Source organism: Neobacillus cucumis (assembly GCF_023715505.1).
The window spans coordinates 1-15,543 of sequence record NZ_JAMBOH010000035.1; the positions used below are offsets into that span (position 1 = coordinate 1).

Annotated in this window: 13 protein-coding genes; 12 read left to right on the forward strand and 1 reads right to left on the reverse strand. The window is 39.3% G+C overall.

Going from position 1 to position 15,543, the window contains the following annotated elements:
- The first annotated feature begins 889 nt into the window (after positions 1 to 889).
- On the forward strand, positions 890 to 2,245 hold the full coding sequence (locus tag M3226_RS27450; RefSeq protein ID WP_251572134.1) for an MFS transporter: 1,356 nt from the start codon (positions 890 to 892) through the stop codon (positions 2,243 to 2,245).
- 104 nt (positions 2,246 to 2,349) lie between these two features.
- Here M3226_RS27450 and M3226_RS27455 read toward each other — a convergent pair whose 3' ends face one another.
- Positions 2,350 to 4,314, reverse strand: a complete 1,965-nt coding sequence (locus M3226_RS27455; protein ID WP_251572136.1) for a XylR N-terminal domain-containing protein — start codon at positions 4,312 to 4,314, stop codon at positions 2,350 to 2,352.
- A gap of 250 nt (positions 4,315 to 4,564) precedes the next feature.
- Between M3226_RS27455 and M3226_RS27460 the strand changes: the two genes are divergently transcribed.
- The 11 genes from M3226_RS27460 (at position 4,565) to M3226_RS27510 (ending at position 15,506) form a co-directional block, all read left to right on the forward strand.
- On the forward strand, positions 4,565 to 5,743 hold the full coding sequence (locus M3226_RS27460) for a thiolase family protein (RefSeq protein ID WP_251572138.1): 1,179 nt from the start codon (positions 4,565 to 4,567) through the stop codon (positions 5,741 to 5,743).
- A gap of 23 nt (positions 5,744 to 5,766) precedes the next feature.
- Complete coding sequence (locus M3226_RS27465) at positions 5,767 to 6,222, forward strand: Zn-ribbon domain-containing OB-fold protein (RefSeq protein ID WP_251572139.1); 456 nt, start codon at positions 5,767 to 5,769, stop codon at positions 6,220 to 6,222.
- Position 6,223: 1 nt separating this feature from the next.
- Complete coding sequence (locus M3226_RS27470) at positions 6,224 to 7,540, forward strand: CaiB/BaiF CoA transferase family protein (RefSeq protein WP_251572142.1); 1,317 nt, start codon at positions 6,224 to 6,226, stop codon at positions 7,538 to 7,540.
- A 13-nt stretch (positions 7,541 to 7,553) separates the two neighbouring features.
- The gene (locus tag M3226_RS27475) at positions 7,554 to 8,762 is read left to right on the forward strand and encodes a CaiB/BaiF CoA transferase family protein (protein ID WP_251572144.1); all 1,209 of its coding nucleotides are present in this window, start codon (positions 7,554 to 7,556) and stop codon (positions 8,760 to 8,762) included.
- 184 nt (positions 8,763 to 8,946) lie between these two features.
- Positions 8,947 to 9,393, forward strand: a complete 447-nt coding sequence (locus M3226_RS27480; protein ID WP_251572146.1) for a hypothetical protein — start codon at positions 8,947 to 8,949, stop codon at positions 9,391 to 9,393.
- Positions 9,384 to 9,602: a hypothetical protein gene (locus M3226_RS27485; protein ID WP_251572148.1), complete on the forward strand. Its 219-nt coding sequence runs from the start codon at positions 9,384 to 9,386 to the stop codon at positions 9,600 to 9,602. Before M3226_RS27480 ends, M3226_RS27485 begins: the two co-directional genes overlap by 10 nt.
- A complete protein-coding gene (locus M3226_RS27490) occupies positions 9,589 to 10,254 on the forward strand; it encodes a hypothetical protein (RefSeq protein ID WP_251572150.1) in 666 nt (221 codons plus the stop codon). Before M3226_RS27485 ends, M3226_RS27490 begins: the two co-directional genes overlap by 14 nt.
- A gap of 89 nt (positions 10,255 to 10,343) precedes the next feature.
- The gene (locus tag M3226_RS27495) at positions 10,344 to 11,585 is read left to right on the forward strand and encodes a dipeptidase (RefSeq protein ID WP_251572152.1); all 1,242 of its coding nucleotides are present in this window, start codon (positions 10,344 to 10,346) and stop codon (positions 11,583 to 11,585) included.
- 514 nt (positions 11,586 to 12,099) lie between these two features.
- On the forward strand, positions 12,100 to 13,380 hold the full coding sequence (locus M3226_RS27500) for a Rieske 2Fe-2S domain-containing protein (RefSeq protein WP_251572154.1): 1,281 nt from the start codon (positions 12,100 to 12,102) through the stop codon (positions 13,378 to 13,380).
- Between the two features lie 252 nt (positions 13,381 to 13,632).
- Positions 13,633 to 15,051: an amidase gene (locus M3226_RS27505; protein ID WP_251572156.1), complete on the forward strand. Its 1,419-nt coding sequence runs from the start codon at positions 13,633 to 13,635 to the stop codon at positions 15,049 to 15,051.
- A gap of 68 nt (positions 15,052 to 15,119) precedes the next feature.
- Complete coding sequence (locus M3226_RS27510; RefSeq protein ID WP_251572158.1) at positions 15,120 to 15,506, forward strand: VOC family protein; 387 nt, start codon at positions 15,120 to 15,122, stop codon at positions 15,504 to 15,506.
- Positions 15,507 to 15,543: the final 37 nt, after the last annotated feature.

A 15,543-nucleotide genomic window follows, 5' to 3' on the forward strand; every position in this document is an offset into this window, starting at 1 on the left:
GGTCTAATTGTAAATAAATTTCCAAATGGATGGAGCCACCTTTGATTGGGTATTTACTTTTTTGGCTCTAAATAAGAAAGATGACTAAACTGAAAATTACGACATTTTTAATGCAACACTAGTGAAAAATAACATTAAACTATATATGTAAACATATATGATAAAACATATTGTAAAATATATTATGAAAAAATCTGGCTTACTGTATTCTTCTTATTATGGTCTATGATCCTAAGATGCATGTGGTATTCAGCCGGTTCTGGATAAGGAGTTAATTTTTGAAAAAAAGTCCCCCTTTTCATGGGGGATTTCCTATGGGGCTAGAATCTTGTTGTACTAATAATATACCCTTCCCTTAATAATAGTATGAAGGGATTATGTAAGATGGGATAAATTTGTCTGATTCAATTTTTAAAATTAATCTCATTTCACGGACGCTGTTTTCAGGGGTAGTGGCACTTGCCTTTCTTTTCAGTGGTCCAGTTGCAATTGGGCCCCTAATTATAGTCGTTTCGCTGGGGCCGATTGTCGCGTTCTTTTACCCACGGATGGAGCATCTTTTTCTGAGATTAAACTATAAAAGTTAGATTGTTATTAAAACAATAAATAGAGAAGGATAAAAATATCATGAAAAAACCCTATATAGAAAACAGTGGAAATCGGTTGGTTCTAACTTAATGATACAGAATAATTAAATTTTTCCTGCAGGTTCTGCAGGATACAAATTGATTAAATTTTCTGTATAATCAATTTACAACTAAGTCATAGTAGAAAAAAGGAGGTATGAATCTAAAATAGTTGTTCTAATAGAAAAAGAAAGGTCATGAGAGGTTTGTTAAGAAATGGGGGTAGCCTTGCCCGCAATTGGAATCTATCGGAGGTGTAAATATTGTCTAGCATTCATGCAAATGAAATCTCACAAAAAAAAATGTCAAGAAGGGCACTAATTGGATCTACCTCTGGTGCGATTATCGAATGGTATGACTTTTCGCTTTATGCTACTGCTTCAGCTGTCATTTTTCCAGAACTATTTTTTCCGAATACAGACCCGTTTATCGCAACGATTCTGTCATTCGCTACTTTTGCCTCTGGTTTCTTAGCAAGACCGATAGGAGCGATTATCTTTGGACATTTTGGGGATCGAATTGGACGAAAGAAAGCATTAATTGTTACCTTATGGATGATGGGTTTGAGCAGTGCCGCAATGGGATTAATACCAGGCTATGACACGATTGGAATATGGGCTCCCATCTTGCTTGTGTTGATGAGATTAATTCAAGGAATAGGCGTTGGAGGCGAATGGGCAGGAGCTATCCTATTATCAATGGAATGGGGAAAGAAAAAGCAGCAAGGATTTATGGCTAGTATCCCAAATGCTGGAGTAGGAGCGGGGATGTTACTTTCTTCTGCGATAATAGGGTTGTTTATTACTCTAGGTGGGGACAATTTCTACGTATGGGGATGGAGAATTCCGTTCTTAGCTAGTTTATTGCTATTAGTGGCAGGGCTTATTATTCGCTCAAAGATCGATGAAACACCATCCTTCCGCAAAGTTCAAGATGGCGAAAGTGTTTCAAAACTGCCAATTCTAGATGTTATGAAAAAACATCCAAAACAGATACTTTATTCAGCATTAGTTAAATTAGCTGAACATACGCCGTTTGCTATCTATACAACATTCTTGATTAATTACAGTATTAATAATTATCATGTGAGTTCGTCCTTTATGGTCAATGCGAATACCGGAGCAAGCTTCTTATTATGTATTTTCATCCCGCTCTTTGGCTACCTTTCTGATAAGGTTGGAATTAAACGTATGTCTAGGATGGGGATCGCTGCCACACTGATTTGGGGATTTGTATTTGTAGGGTTAGTCAATACAGGTGTACATGCTCTCATCGCAGCTGCTATGATTATTTCTATGGTTCCATTTTGTATGCAGACAGGTGCACTTCCTGCTTTAGCTTCACAGGCATTCCCTGCCCGGTTACGCTATAGCGGTGCTTCACTAGGTACGCAAATCCCTGCCATCTTTGCAGGAGGGATTGCTCCAATGGTTTGTACGTATTTGATACAGGAAACAGGTACAATTTGGTCACTTGGAATTTATATCGCGGTTGTGTCTATTCTTGGCCTGATTGGTACATACAAACTTAAGAATCTAGCAACTGAACAGGAAGGTACAGTAAGTGCAGGCCGTGAAAGTGGATTGATCGTAAAAACTCCGGAAGATTTAAAAGCATAATAGTTGTTTTAAAAACAGGCTTCTTTATGAAATGGTAAAGAAATGTCCTTCATCAAACGATGAAGGACATTTTTTTATAGGATTCGGTCTAATGAGAGGAAAAATTAATATTCTATCGTATCTTCCTCATGCTCCAGTAAGCTGTCAGGCAGTTTTCCAAAAGCAACATATATATCTAAGGCCATTTGTACCTCACGTCGTGTAGCGGAATCCATCATATCAATGTTAAATCTATCTTTTAAATTCGCAAGGCGGTAACGCATGCCGCCAATGGACAGGTTAAGGATGCGGGCGGTTTTATGCAAATTGCATTCATTATTTAAATAAAAATAAAGGGTTTTCAACAGTTCTGAGGACTTCTGAATATCATAGTCATAGATAGAACCTAAAATGTTATCGGCATAGTTCTCTAATTCTTGCGGATTTCTGGCATCTAATAAAATGGAAATATGTCCAATCGCCGAGAATAAGAACACTTGCTGTTTTTGCTTATTGATTTGAGCAATTTCTAATGCCTTTTTAGCTTGTTTGTAACCTTCGTGAGTTCTATGAATACTTGGACATATATTGCTTATTCCAATACGTAGCTGTGCTGAAGGTAATTTCTGCTTTACTTCTTTTAATATGTATATCACGAATTTTTCTTCGCTCATATGGCAAGCCTTTAATAAATCTACGGAAATAAGTGCTTGAATCTGTCCAAACGAGTGCGAGATTAGTATATTTTCTCCTGCAATAGAAGATGAATATTTTCGAAGGATATTCATAATCACTTCCTTTTCATCATTTACAAATTCATCTTTTGGCAAATCAAAGGATTGATTTTGTAAGTGAAAAATAAACACATAATGAGGTTTGTTAATCTTATAGCCTAGTAAAGATAATTTTTTCGTAATGTTAGCATCTAAATTTGGCTTTAGTAAGACCTCGTCTAATAGTTCTCCTTTCATTCGCTGCTCTGTATCAATAGCGGTTTTTTCATTTAGAATGTGCAGTGCACAAATATTTGCTGCCCGCTCGGCAAAAGAAGACTCTAGTTCTTCCATTTCTTTTGAGTTTTTAATGATTGAAATATAACCATATACACGGTTTTGTACGATAATCGGTGTAATTAACGGATAGTAAGAGAATCCTTGTTCCTTTAAAAAATTTAGTTGGATAGTAGTGGCTCGCTGTTGTAACATCTCATTGATTTTATCCTTGTCTGATGAGTGAAGATGTACCTTGTTCTCGATAATGTTTTTTAAAGAATAATCTAATATATCCCCATATTCTGACAGGGTTTCAAAATCCTTGTTGGATATAACAATGCCGCATTTCAAGCTGCGTCCAAGTGTCTGGGCGATTGAGTCAAGCCCTTTTCCTTGTAAGACAATTTCTGTCAATTGGTTGCTTAACAAATTCATTCGTTTTAATATTTCCCTTTGTCTTTCGATTCGTTTATGTGCTTGATCCAGTTCGTCTCCAATATCTTCACGTTCGTAATCAACCAATTCAGGTGAAATATCATCTCCCCAAAGATCCAATGTTTTTCCGATAAAATGGCAATTAGGATCCCCTTTTCCGATACACTCAACTTCTTTAAATACTACTCTTTTGCCTAATGAGGTGCTGCAGTAGCCGCTTGCATATCCTTCTAAAAAGTAGCAGACAGGTTCGGAATGAGTGGGGAAGTGCTGCAAATATTGTTTCGCTTCATAAGAATCATGCCAAAACCCTTCCACATCAAGTTCTTTTTTATCAGCATCGATATGAACCTTTATGGGAACCGATGATGAACGTCCCGAGAGGTTATGCATCGTGACTCCGCCCATAATCCATTCTTTCTGATTTTCCCAATTAAACATATCCTTCAGTATTAAGGCTTCATGCCTTCCGCATTGATATCCATAACGTAAAAGAAAGCGTTTGGCTCTTTCAATTCCTAGAGCTAAAACTAAATCTTTGATTAACGCTCCCCAAGCATCTGCGCTTGAAATAAACATTCGATGAGACTGAAGAAAGTTGCCCTTCTCAGTGTTTGCTTTAAATAAATCACTCAAGGTAATTGTGTTTGCTTTTATCGCCATTTTTTACCCTCCAATACGAATAGATGATTGATTATTATACTATCATAATCGGATTGAATTTTCTAAAAATTAATAACTGTACATTTCGGCTGTAAAAATGAATTTTTCCTACCTAATCGTAAATTGTTTCAGGTTCCTTATCTAAATAAAATATTAATATAGATTTAATTTTCTGAATAGTTTTTCGGCATACGATAGAAACGGCAAGAATAAATGAAGTTTTTCATTTAAACGTAAAGGGGAATAAAAGATGAGACGTTCATTAAGTGATCAAGTGTGCATTGTCGGAGTAGGTGAAACGAACTTTGTAAGGGGTACAGATAAGTCATTAACACAATTATTAACGGAAGCAGCGGTGAACGCTTGTCAAGATGCCGGGATTCATCCTTCTGAGATTGATGGTGTCATTAATCCATGGAGATATAATGTCCGCTGTGAAGATTTGGTTGCAGGTTTAGGAATAAAAGAACTTAAGTTCAGCGGCAGAAGTGAAATGGGAGGAGCCAGTGCGATTGCCGCGATTCAGCAGGCTGCTCTTGCTGTAGAACATGGTGTAGCAGAATATGTGGTTGTCACTACAGGGCAAAAAGGATTTTCAGGACCGAGATTAGGAGGAACGGATCCGAGAATACTAGACTTTAATAATACAATTATGCCAAATCCAGAGTATCGGGATAATATGGAATACCCATATGGATTAATGGTTCCGATGCAGTATTTCTCTCTTCATGCGAACCGCTGGTTTTACCAATATAATCCAGACCCAATCGGCATGCAAATTGTGGCAATGACGTGCCGGGAGCATGCTCATAATAACAATAACGCCTATATGAAAGGGAGAGTGATGACAGAGGAAGACTATCAAAACTCCCCGATGCTGGTTACTCCTTTCCGATTATTCGATTGTTCTTTAGAGGTAGATGGTGCTGGCGCTGTCATTGTCACATCTAAACGCAATGCCCACCGTTTCAAAAAGCCAATATATATTGCCGGCATAGCAGAAGGTCATCCGAATCAGCCTGATGATATGCCAACGCGTCCTGACATTTTGGATATGGGAATTAAATATGCGGCACCAAGAGCTTTTGAAATGGCCGGAATCTCAAGAGATGAGATCGATTTTGCTGAAATCTATGACTGCTTTACGTTTATCGTCTTACGACAAATTGAAGAAATGGGCTTTTGTGAAAGAGGTGAAGCGCCAGAGTTTGTCAAAAATGGACGAATTACGTATGGCGGACAATTGCCGATTAATACACATGGCGGCTTATTATCACAGGCACATATTGTCGGAATTAATCATGTGGTAGAAGCGGTCCATCAGTTACGAGGCGAAGCAGGAACTGCACAGGTACAGGATGCAAAAATAGGGTTAGTGACTGGATATGGCGATATGGGTGACGGATCCATTGCCATTTTACACAATTAATTTTTTGAAAGAGGGGTTGTCATATGAATCAAGTAGAAATGCAGATTATTAGACCATTACCAAATAGAGATTCTGATTGGTCACGTGATTGGAATTTATATAAACCTTTTTGGGAAGGAACAAAAGAAGGAAAGTTACTTGTTCAGGAATGTACCGCTACCGAAAAGAAAATATGGCCGCCGAGATTTTTATCGCCGCATGAACCTGGCGCTGAGGTAAGGTGGGTTGAGGTAGGGAGGACAAGAGGGGTTATTTACACGTTTAATATTGTTCATCGATCCTTTTATCCATATTTTAATGATCAGGTTCCATATGCTCTTGTTGTAGTGGATGTAGGAGACGGAGTCAGATTTCTTGGCAATACCGTTGGAATGGACCCTACAAAAGTAAAAATAGGTATGGAAATGGAAGCGGTGTTTGAAAAAGTGGATGATGAAGTGACGTTGGTTCAATGGAAGCCTGTGAATGGAGGGTATTAACATGAACATCCAACAGGATCTCTTAACTGGTATCAGAGTTCTTGATTTTACCTGGAGTGTTTCTGGTTCGACGACAACAAGAATTCTAGCAGCCATGGGGGCAGAGGTCATTAAGGTAGAATGGCCAAAGACACCTGATATGATGCGGTTTTCCATGTATGCCAAGGAGGATGAACCTGGCTTGGATAACGGTGCGTTTTTTAACAGTTTAAATGTTGGAAAAAGAAGCTTTACCATTAATATCAAATCCGCTGAAGGCATGAATATTGTGAAAGATTTAATTCGAAAGTCAGATGTTATTACAGAAAACTTTAGTGCTGGCGTTTTTGAAAAATGGGGATTGGATTATGACTCTTTGAAAGAAATAAATGAAGGAATTATTTATATGAGTATTTCCGGATTAGGCCATACCGGAAGACAAAAAAATTATGGGACATGGGGTCCGACAGCTGCCGCTCTTTCAGGCATGACTTATATCTCCGGCTTGCCTGATACACATCCAAGCGGCTGGGGCTATTCGATTTTGGATATTGTTGCCGGATATACAGGTGCCTTTTCCGTCTTAACGGCATTGTTCCATAAAAAACGAACAGGGGAAGGTCAATATATTGATATCTCTCAAGTAGAAACCGCATTGCCTTTGGTTGGTACCAATTTATTAAATTATTTTGTTAATGGCCGTTCCTCACATCCAACCGGTAATCGTTCTGTCCTTTCAGCTGATTTTAACAAAATCGACTTTAGAGGACCTGCTGCTTGTCCGCAAAACACTTACCGTTGTGCGGGTGATGACGCGAATGATTATTGTGTGATCGCCATTTACGATAACAATGAATGGGAAAGATTTAAAGCGGCAATCGGCCAGCCGGAATGGGTGAATGATGAGAGATTTGCAGACCTCAATGGGCGTATTCAACATCAGGATGAGTTAGATCAGTTTATTGAAGAGTATACAAGCAGGTTTACGAAATATGAAATCATGGAGAAATTACAGAAATATGACCTGGTTGCCGCCGCGGTTCAACAAAATGAAGATATCATTGAAACGGACGCTCAATTACAGTTTAGAGGCCTGTTTGAACCTATTAACCATCCACTTTTAGGTGAAAGATTAGTAGAAGGTATTCCGATTAAAATGTCCGAATCCTCTCCTTATATTCATAAATCTGCTCCATTAATGGGAGAAGACAATGATTATGTATTAAAAGAAATCCTGCATTTTTCAGATAAGGAAATAGAACTGATGCATGATCATGGCGTCTTTTGGCCATTGGATATGTCAAAGGATTCGTTTAAAGCAGTAAGGCCATTATGGTAAAAGGAAGGAGGAAATGATGGTGGAGAAGGCAGCTTTAAAAGGAATAAGGATACTTGAGATAGGAGATCAATTCACTCAATTTGCCGGAAAGCTGTTGGCAGATATGGGAGCAGAAGTGATCAAGGTGGAACCGAAGGAGGGTGTGCCCTCAAGAAAGATAGGCCCATTTTACAAGGATATTCCTGATAAAAATGGAAGCCTGTATTTCTGGAATTACAATACATCCAAAAAGTCGATTACCTTAGATATCACGACAAAGGAAGGGCAGGAAACAATTGTCCGGTTACTAACTCAGACAGATGTAATTCTTGAAGGCAATAAACCAGGTCAGATGAAAGAATGGGGCTTGGATTATCATACCTTATCAAAAGAATTTCCCAAACTGGTATATTGCTCTGTTACCCCTTTTGGCCAGGAAGGACCATGGAGTCAATACCAATCATCTGACATTGTCCAATTAGCTCTCGGCGGTATAATGGCTGTCACCGGGTACGATGATGTACCTGATGCTCCTCCTATTGCCCCAACCGGTGGACAATCCTACCATCTTGCAGGATATTTTGCCGCGATGGGGATTGTAAGTGCTTTACTATATCGGGATTTTAAAAATCAAGGGCAATTCATCGATATATCCGTACATGATTGTGTGACTGTCTCTACTGAGATGTCTCTGCCTTATTGGATTTATCAAAAAGAACATGTCATCCGTCAAACAGGCCGGCATGCCCTGCCTAATCGCTCAGTGCGCTGGAATCTCAAATGTAAGGATGGAAAATATATTCTCGTTTTAAATACTTATTTGGATGTAAAGAGATGGAAAAGCTTGGTTTCTTGGCTGTCATCGAATCAGCTTGAAGAGGATTTGGGAGACGAAAGATATGTAAATGATCGGTTCCGTGCTGAAAGAATGGAGCATGTAACAGATGTATTAGAGCGTTTTTGTATTCAATTTGAATCAGACTATATATATCATACTGCACAGAGTATCGGCCTTCCTTGGGCACCGGTTCGCGCACCGGAAGATATGATTCATGATCAACATTTAGCTGAAGATCGACAGGTCTTTGAATCCGTTTATCATCCTGAAGTAAACGAATGGTTTACCTATCCGGGTCCGCCATATAAATTTCATGAGACTCCTGGGAGTATCACACGACCTCCATTAGTAGGGGAACATAATGAAGAATTGCTATCAAATTTAAAAACGAATCTTACTAACTAGCACATGGGAGTTTTATTTATGTGATAGGACTGTTAAATCATGTTAGAGGGATTATTCCTATTCAGTTAATGAGTTGATTTAAGAGTCAACTCATTAACTAATATATAGAAAAAATCCGTTTTTTGTTTTTAAACTACATGTTTTGCTGGTAGTGATGTGTTGTAAATAAAGGAGTTTTACAATCATGAGTACATTTTCTTCCTGGGTGAATAGTCATTTGTATATTCTATATACACTTACTTTTTCGTTTTACATATTTACGGTTTTTTTGCCGAATGAAATCATCCGATACTTCATTGGAGTAATGGCTATTATTCTCGTAATTATCTCTTTCAAAGGAGCAAGTAAATTATTTAAAATTTTATGTATCATTTTTAGTTTTACGGGTTTGCTATTTTTAATGAATGCGGGATTATCTATTGTACTTCTGCCTCTATATATGTCTTCAAACATGTCATTGCTGGCTTTGTTGACGGTTCTTCCTCTTATGACCAGTGTTGTCCATGCCGGTAGATTTGACAGAAGACTAAATGAATTAATGAAAGGAAAAGTAGATAATTTAGGAAATCTATATGTTAGGAGTTCGATTACGACCTATCTATTAACAGGGTTTATTAATATATGGCCTTAACATTATCGCAGGAGGTTTTACAATCAAGTTTACAAAATATCCCGCAAAAAATAAGGAAAATCTTTATTAGTAAAACCACCCTAAGAGCGCTGGCTCTAGCATTAATCTGGAGCCCGACGGAGATTATTGTGGCCATTACAGTAGATTCAACAGGTATCAGTTATTTATCCCTATTGCCATGGCTGTTCCATTATTGTGATTTCCCTTGATTGGATCATTGGGAAAAAAAGCTTTCGGTCGATAAACGTTGAACACGATAAACGTGTAAACCAGAAGATTGATTTCAAAAAAATCACGATTCAAATCATCAAACTAGTAATGGCTTTAGCCATTTTTTTAATCGTTGTTGTTCTGACCGGAAGTTTGTTACAACTAAGTTTTATTTTATCAGTTGCACTTGTGATTCCGGTGTTTTCTCTATGCTGGGCCATTTTTATAAAAAGATGGAAAAGTTATAAGGTGATTGGTTGGAAGACTTGGCGGGAGCGCATCAATAAAATGCAGAATTTTGTTGTCTTGTTTCTTTCCCTTTCGCTCTTTTCCAGTAGTTTAAACGAGACTTCCTTTCAAGATGTTATCAAACAGCCGTTTCTTGCCTTTAGTGAGTATCCCATTGTGATCTTAATTTTTATTCAGGTTGTTTTTTTGCTGGGGGGATTAATCGGTGTACATGCGATCGCCACGATTGGTGTTTTATTTAAAGTGATCCAGCCTTTATACGGGATGGTAAATCCACTTAGTATTGGTATCGTGATGATTACAAGTGCACTGGCTACCGCAACAGTCGGAGCTTACGGGGTAACCAGTTACCATGACTTCCGTGGCAACCCAGCAAAATCCATACCGGATTACGTTAAATAACTTGCCGTTTTCCTTACTTTTCGGAGCCATTGGTATATCGATCGGCTATTTTCTCTTGTAAACTATGAAACATTTTAGGAGGTAGAAAAATGGTTATGACGCCGCAAAAAAAAGAAGTGAAAAGCAGGATCGAAAAGAACTATGACGGCTATCAATCCTTTCAATACTTAACTCCAGGAAAACATTATAAGCCATTTCAGCTGCCGCAGTCAGAAAAATATCGGCAGACAGTTGAAATCAAGCTTAGAGAAGATCAGGAAAGGATTTTTGAAACCTTATTAAAATATTACCCTATTGTATCTCTTAGAGATCACGGTTTTGTAGTACCAAAAAAACAAGAGGATATTATTCCTTATTGCCGGCAGCTCCACACTGCATTTGACTATGAAGGGCTGGCCTTATCTGGCGTGGACGTTATATTTGAAAATTTTATGGATGGAATCTCGATTTTGACTTCTACGAATGGGCTAAAATGGGATGATGTGATTTTAACATTAGGTATTCGTTATTGTGATATGGCGAAACAAACTACCGCTTATCTTGCGAAAAATTATCAGGATTTACTGGATGCAAAAAAAACTGACCGCATTGCGATTCTGCCTTCATTAGAGGCAGCAAGTATTCTAGAAAATGAAGTGGACCGTGTAGATGTTTTATATGGACTAGGGATTCGATGCATGGGCATTACCTATAATGAAGCCAATACATTAGGATCCGGTTTAATCGAGAAAAATGACAGCGGGTTAACGAAATTCGGCCACAAGGTTGTTGAAAGAATGAATCTGGTGGGGATGGTCATTGATATCTCGCATTGTGGTGACTTGACGAGTTTGGAAGTCATTGAGGCAAGTGAAGACCCCGTTTTTATTACACATGCAGGAGCACGTGCTGTTTGGAACTCCCCAAGAATGAAATCGGATGAGGTAATAAAGGCTTGTGCTGAGAAGGGTGGCATCATCGGGGTTTGTGCAGCACCGAATACCACTCTTTCATCCAAAAATCCAAACCAGCATACGATTGAATCTGTCATGGAGCATTTGGAGTATTTAATTAATCTAGTTGGAATTGACCATGTAGGTCTCGGCCCTGATACATTTTTTGGCGATCATGTGGGATTGCAGCACGCATTTGATGACATGTTATCCCTTAGTGAATCGCATGGAGAGCAATTTCAAGAGTCCTCCTATGTAAAAGGGTTGGAAAATCCGACTGAAGCAATGAAGAATATGATCCGATGGATGATTAAACATGACTATACGTTTCAAGATATTCAAAAGATTATTGGAGGGAATGCTCTAAGGGTATTAGAGGATATATTATCCCACTCCTAACGGGCATTAAGATTCCCACCTGAATTTGCTGGTGGTTCAATAAGATGCTAGGTGGATGATCCAACTGCCGTAAAGGTCCGATAAGTGCGACTAACCATCAGAGGGGATGAAGGAAAACCCCCACTGATGGAAGTCTTTTATAAGGTTCATGGGGACGAGTACTATTGCTTCATAGGAAGTAATAGTACTTGTCCCCATTTCTTTTTTTACAAGTGAGGAATGAAAGATTTTTTAATTTGGTTGTAAACAACAAGTAAAAGAACAAAAACAGCCCATCGATGAGTACTTATGGTAAGTAATCAAAAAAAATAGATTCTATTATTTTTCAGTAAGGCTTGTAAATCTATTTTCTTCTAAAAATTTATGGGAAATAGCTACTGTATGTTTCGGTTGTAGAAATGAAAAAATTTCGAACCGATTCATACATTGAATACAATCATTTATTTCACTAGTATATAATTATAAATTTGAAATTTTCAGATAATATTTTCGGTAAATTAGGAGGAATTTACACATGCTATCAAAACAAGATAATCATTTATTAACACGTACAGGCCCTGGCACACCAATGGGTGAATTATTCCGCCACTATTGGATTCCAGCGTTAAAGTCAGATGAAATAAAACCTGATGGAAAACCGCAGCGTGTGAGACTGCTTGGGGAAGATTTAATCGCTTTCCGTGATACAGAAGGAAAGGTCGGTTTGATGGAGGAGGCCTGCCCGCACAGAGGGACTTCGCTATATTTTGGGATTAATGACGGCTGCGGACTCACCTGTATGTACCATGGCTGGAAGTTTAATACGAAGGGTGAATGTACGGACATTCCATCCGAAAAAGGCGATCCAAAGTTTAGAAAGAAAATCAAGATTAAAAGCTATCCGGTGAAAGAAGTAAAAGGCATGATTTGGACGTACATGGGCCCGGAGGAAGAGCAGCCGGAATTCCCTGAGTTCTATTGGATGGGGCTGCCGGATGGTTATATGATGTCCGAACGGGTATGGCAGGAATGTAACTATGCACAGGTAATGGAAAATGATCTCGATTATGTACATGCGGCGTTTCTACACAAAGCACATGGCAAACAGGAGGTAGGCGAAGGCATTTTAAGTACCGATTTAGGAATTGACCCTAACCATCCGCTCGTGAAAAACCCTCCGGTTGATCAGGATGTCGAGGATACAAATTATGGAAAGCGCTGTGTGGCAGTAGGAATCGGCAACGAAAAAGATAATGCCTTTATGGAAATCCACTATATCATGCCATTCTATACGTACCCACCTCGTTTTGAAGGTGAGGACGGCATGTGGCATGCATTCATTCCAAGGGATGACTACAGCACATGGTCTTGGGACGTCCAGTTTTCCCATACCCACCCGATTGATGTCCAGGCTAATCATGACCGCCGCGGCTTGAAGCTGGATGAACATTTCAGAAAACAAATGAATTTGGAAAATGAATATGAGCAAGACCGTGAGCTGCAAATCACAGGCAACTTCTCCGGAATCCGCGGTATCGCGAACCAAGACCATGCGGCAACAGAAACAATGGGAGCGATTGTAGACCGCTCTAAAGAGCATCTTGGAACAAGCGATCTGCCAATTATTCATATGCGCCGCTTGCTGCTTCAGCAGGTGAATGCTTTCCAAGAAGGCAAGAAGCCACTTGCTCTGGATAATGATTCCTTGAAAAATCTGTACAGTGCCGGACTTTACGACAGCAATGAAAAGTCCTGGCAGGAGGCCTTTCCAATGAACGACCAATTTAAAAAGGATGGGCAAGAAGTGAAGTCTTAATTGAAAAGAGATTCTTTTTAATAGACTTGGGTTATAGATAAAGCGGGATGATGAATCTCTCAGGAACCTTTCAAACAGTTCTTGGAAGGTAAGTCTCCCATTTAGACCGTGAACAAAGAATTTATAGTGAAAGCAGGGATGACATGACATTGGAGGAATATTTGCGCAGTATTTTAGACGATGAAGAAATAGAATTAGCAACCCTAGAGCCAGCCTTCACTTTTAATCTAGAAGATTATGAGGATACAGGCCATGAATGAATTACTTTTTGAAACCATTGAAATCGTTGGAACCGCGATTAAAAATAAACAGCTGTCACCCGTTGAATTAACAAAGATGACCCTTAAACAGATTTACGAACATGAACCTAAATTAAATGCCTTTATTACTGTGATGGAAGAAGAGGCTCTGGCTCAGGCGAAGCAGCTGGAAACAGAGATGATGAACAATCATGATAGGGGACCGCTGCACGGGATTCCAATAGCAGTCAAGGATATTTTACAAACAAAGGGTGTGAAAACAACCTGCGGCTCGAAAATTTTTGATAGCTGGATCCCTGACCATGATGCCACAGCCGTTCAAAAGCTAAGAGAAGCCGGTGCGATTATCATTGGAAAATCAAACTTGCATGAATTTGCCATGGGTGCAACAACGGAAAATCCTCATTATGGAAGTACGAAGAACCCTTGGAATGTAAAAAAAATTCCCGGCGGATCAAGTGGCGGGTCAGCCGTAGCAACTGTAGCAGGAATGGCCTTTGGTGCTGTCGGTTCCGATACAGCTGGCTCCATTCGACTTCCAGCGGCGTTCTGCGGCACGGTCGGATTTAAACCAACCTATGGATTGGTCAGCAGATCAGGTTGTCTTCCTTTCAGCTGGTCTTTGGATCATGTCGGTCCAATGACAAGGACGGTAGAGGATGCAGCCATCATGCTCGAAGTGATGAAGGGGCATGATCCAAAAGATCGTGTATCTGTAAAAAGAGATGATCCTGTCTTTTTTGAAGAGCCATTAAGAGACCTAAAAGGTGTAAGGCTGGGCTTCTATGAGCCATATATGTTTGCCGGAATTGATACTGATGTGAAACAAGTGATTGTCCGGGCATTTAGTCAATTAGAATCACTTGGGGCAGAAATCATTCCAATTGTCTTACCGGGAATTGACAAAGCTCTTGACGCTTTAAAAGCAATTGCCCAATCAGAGGTTGTCTCTGTTCATGAGACGTTTTTGAAAAAATACGGACATTTATACGGCGATGATTTGAAATATCGCTTTGAATTTGGCAGTGAGGTTTCCGCAACTGCCTACCTCTGTGCCCAGCGCAGGAGAGACCAATTTGTAAGAGAAACGATTAAGCAAATGAAGGAACAAGGAATTGACGCATTAGTCGGTCCAACCAATGTCCAGCCGCCGTTTGAAATCGGCACGATGGTTCCTTCCATGGCCATCAGCAATATGTTTACCCTTGGCAAAACGCCATTAGCGAATATCCTAGGCTTTCCGGCCTTATCCGTTCCATGTGGTTTCACATCTGAAAACCTCCCTGTCGGACTTCAGCTTATTGGTAAACCGTTCTCCGATCAGAGGGTACTTCAAATTGGTGATTGCTACGAAAAATCGGTTAAATGGGTTAAAGCACTAAAAGAGAATTTACACTATATTCAGCAATAAAGGATGCAGGGAGGCTCATGACCTCCCTACTGCTTTCCCAAAATTAGTGAAGAAAATGAGGGGACAAAATGATTAGCAAAATGGAGCATGTGGCCATAATGGTTCAAGATATCAATCAATCTATTACTTTTTATTCGGAAATTTTTGGTTTTAAAGTTCGCCTTCGGGGCAGCAGACCAGGTCGGGAAATAGCCTTTTTATATCTCGAATCACAGCAAGATATGGAAATTGAGTTAATTCAAGAACTAACGGCTAATATCGAGTACAGTCAAACTGGAATTGTCAATCATCTAGCTTTTACAGTAGAAAACATTGTTGAAACCATTGAATATTTAAAAGAAAAAGATATCGTATTTACTTCAGAAGAAGTTAAGCCAACTCTTGAAAGAGGGTGCATGATCCATTTTCAAGGACCAAATCATGAATTAATACAATTAGTAGAACGAGTAAAATGAGGTGGATGGGGTTTTCCCTCAAAATAGTTGGATTTGG

Bases quoted from the DNA above. Each gene is read 5' to 3' on its own strand.
- M3226_RS27465 (WP_251572139.1), top strand. From the start codon at position 5,767: ATGAATCAAGTAGAAATGCAGATTATTAGACCATTACCAAATAGAGAT.
- M3226_RS27455 (WP_251572136.1), bottom strand. From the start codon at position 4,314: ATGGCGATAAAAGCAAACACAATTACCTTGAGTGATTTATTTAAAGCA.
- M3226_RS27460 (WP_251572138.1), top strand. From the start codon at position 4,565: ATGAGACGTTCATTAAGTGATCAAGTGTGCATTGTCGGAGTAGGTGAA.
- M3226_RS27495 (WP_251572152.1), top strand. From the start codon at position 10,344: ATGGTTATGACGCCGCAAAAAAAAGAAGTGAAAAGCAGGATCGAAAAG.
- M3226_RS27480 (WP_251572146.1), top strand. From the start codon at position 8,947: ATGAGTACATTTTCTTCCTGGGTGAATAGTCATTTGTATATTCTATAT.
- M3226_RS27475 (WP_251572144.1), top strand. From the start codon at position 7,554: ATGATGGTGGAGAAGGCAGCTTTAAAAGGAATAAGGATACTTGAGATA.
- M3226_RS27510 (WP_251572158.1), top strand. From the start codon at position 15,120: ATGATTAGCAAAATGGAGCATGTGGCCATAATGGTTCAAGATATCAAT.
- M3226_RS27470 (WP_251572142.1), top strand. From the start codon at position 6,224: ATGAACATCCAACAGGATCTCTTAACTGGTATCAGAGTTCTTGATTTT.
- M3226_RS27505 (WP_251572156.1), top strand. From the start codon at position 13,633: ATGAATGAATTACTTTTTGAAACCATTGAAATCGTTGGAACCGCGATT.
- M3226_RS27485 (WP_251572148.1), top strand. From the start codon at position 9,384: ATGGCCTTAACATTATCGCAGGAGGTTTTACAATCAAGTTTACAAAAT.
- M3226_RS27500 (WP_251572154.1), top strand. From the start codon at position 12,100: ATGCTATCAAAACAAGATAATCATTTATTAACACGTACAGGCCCTGGC.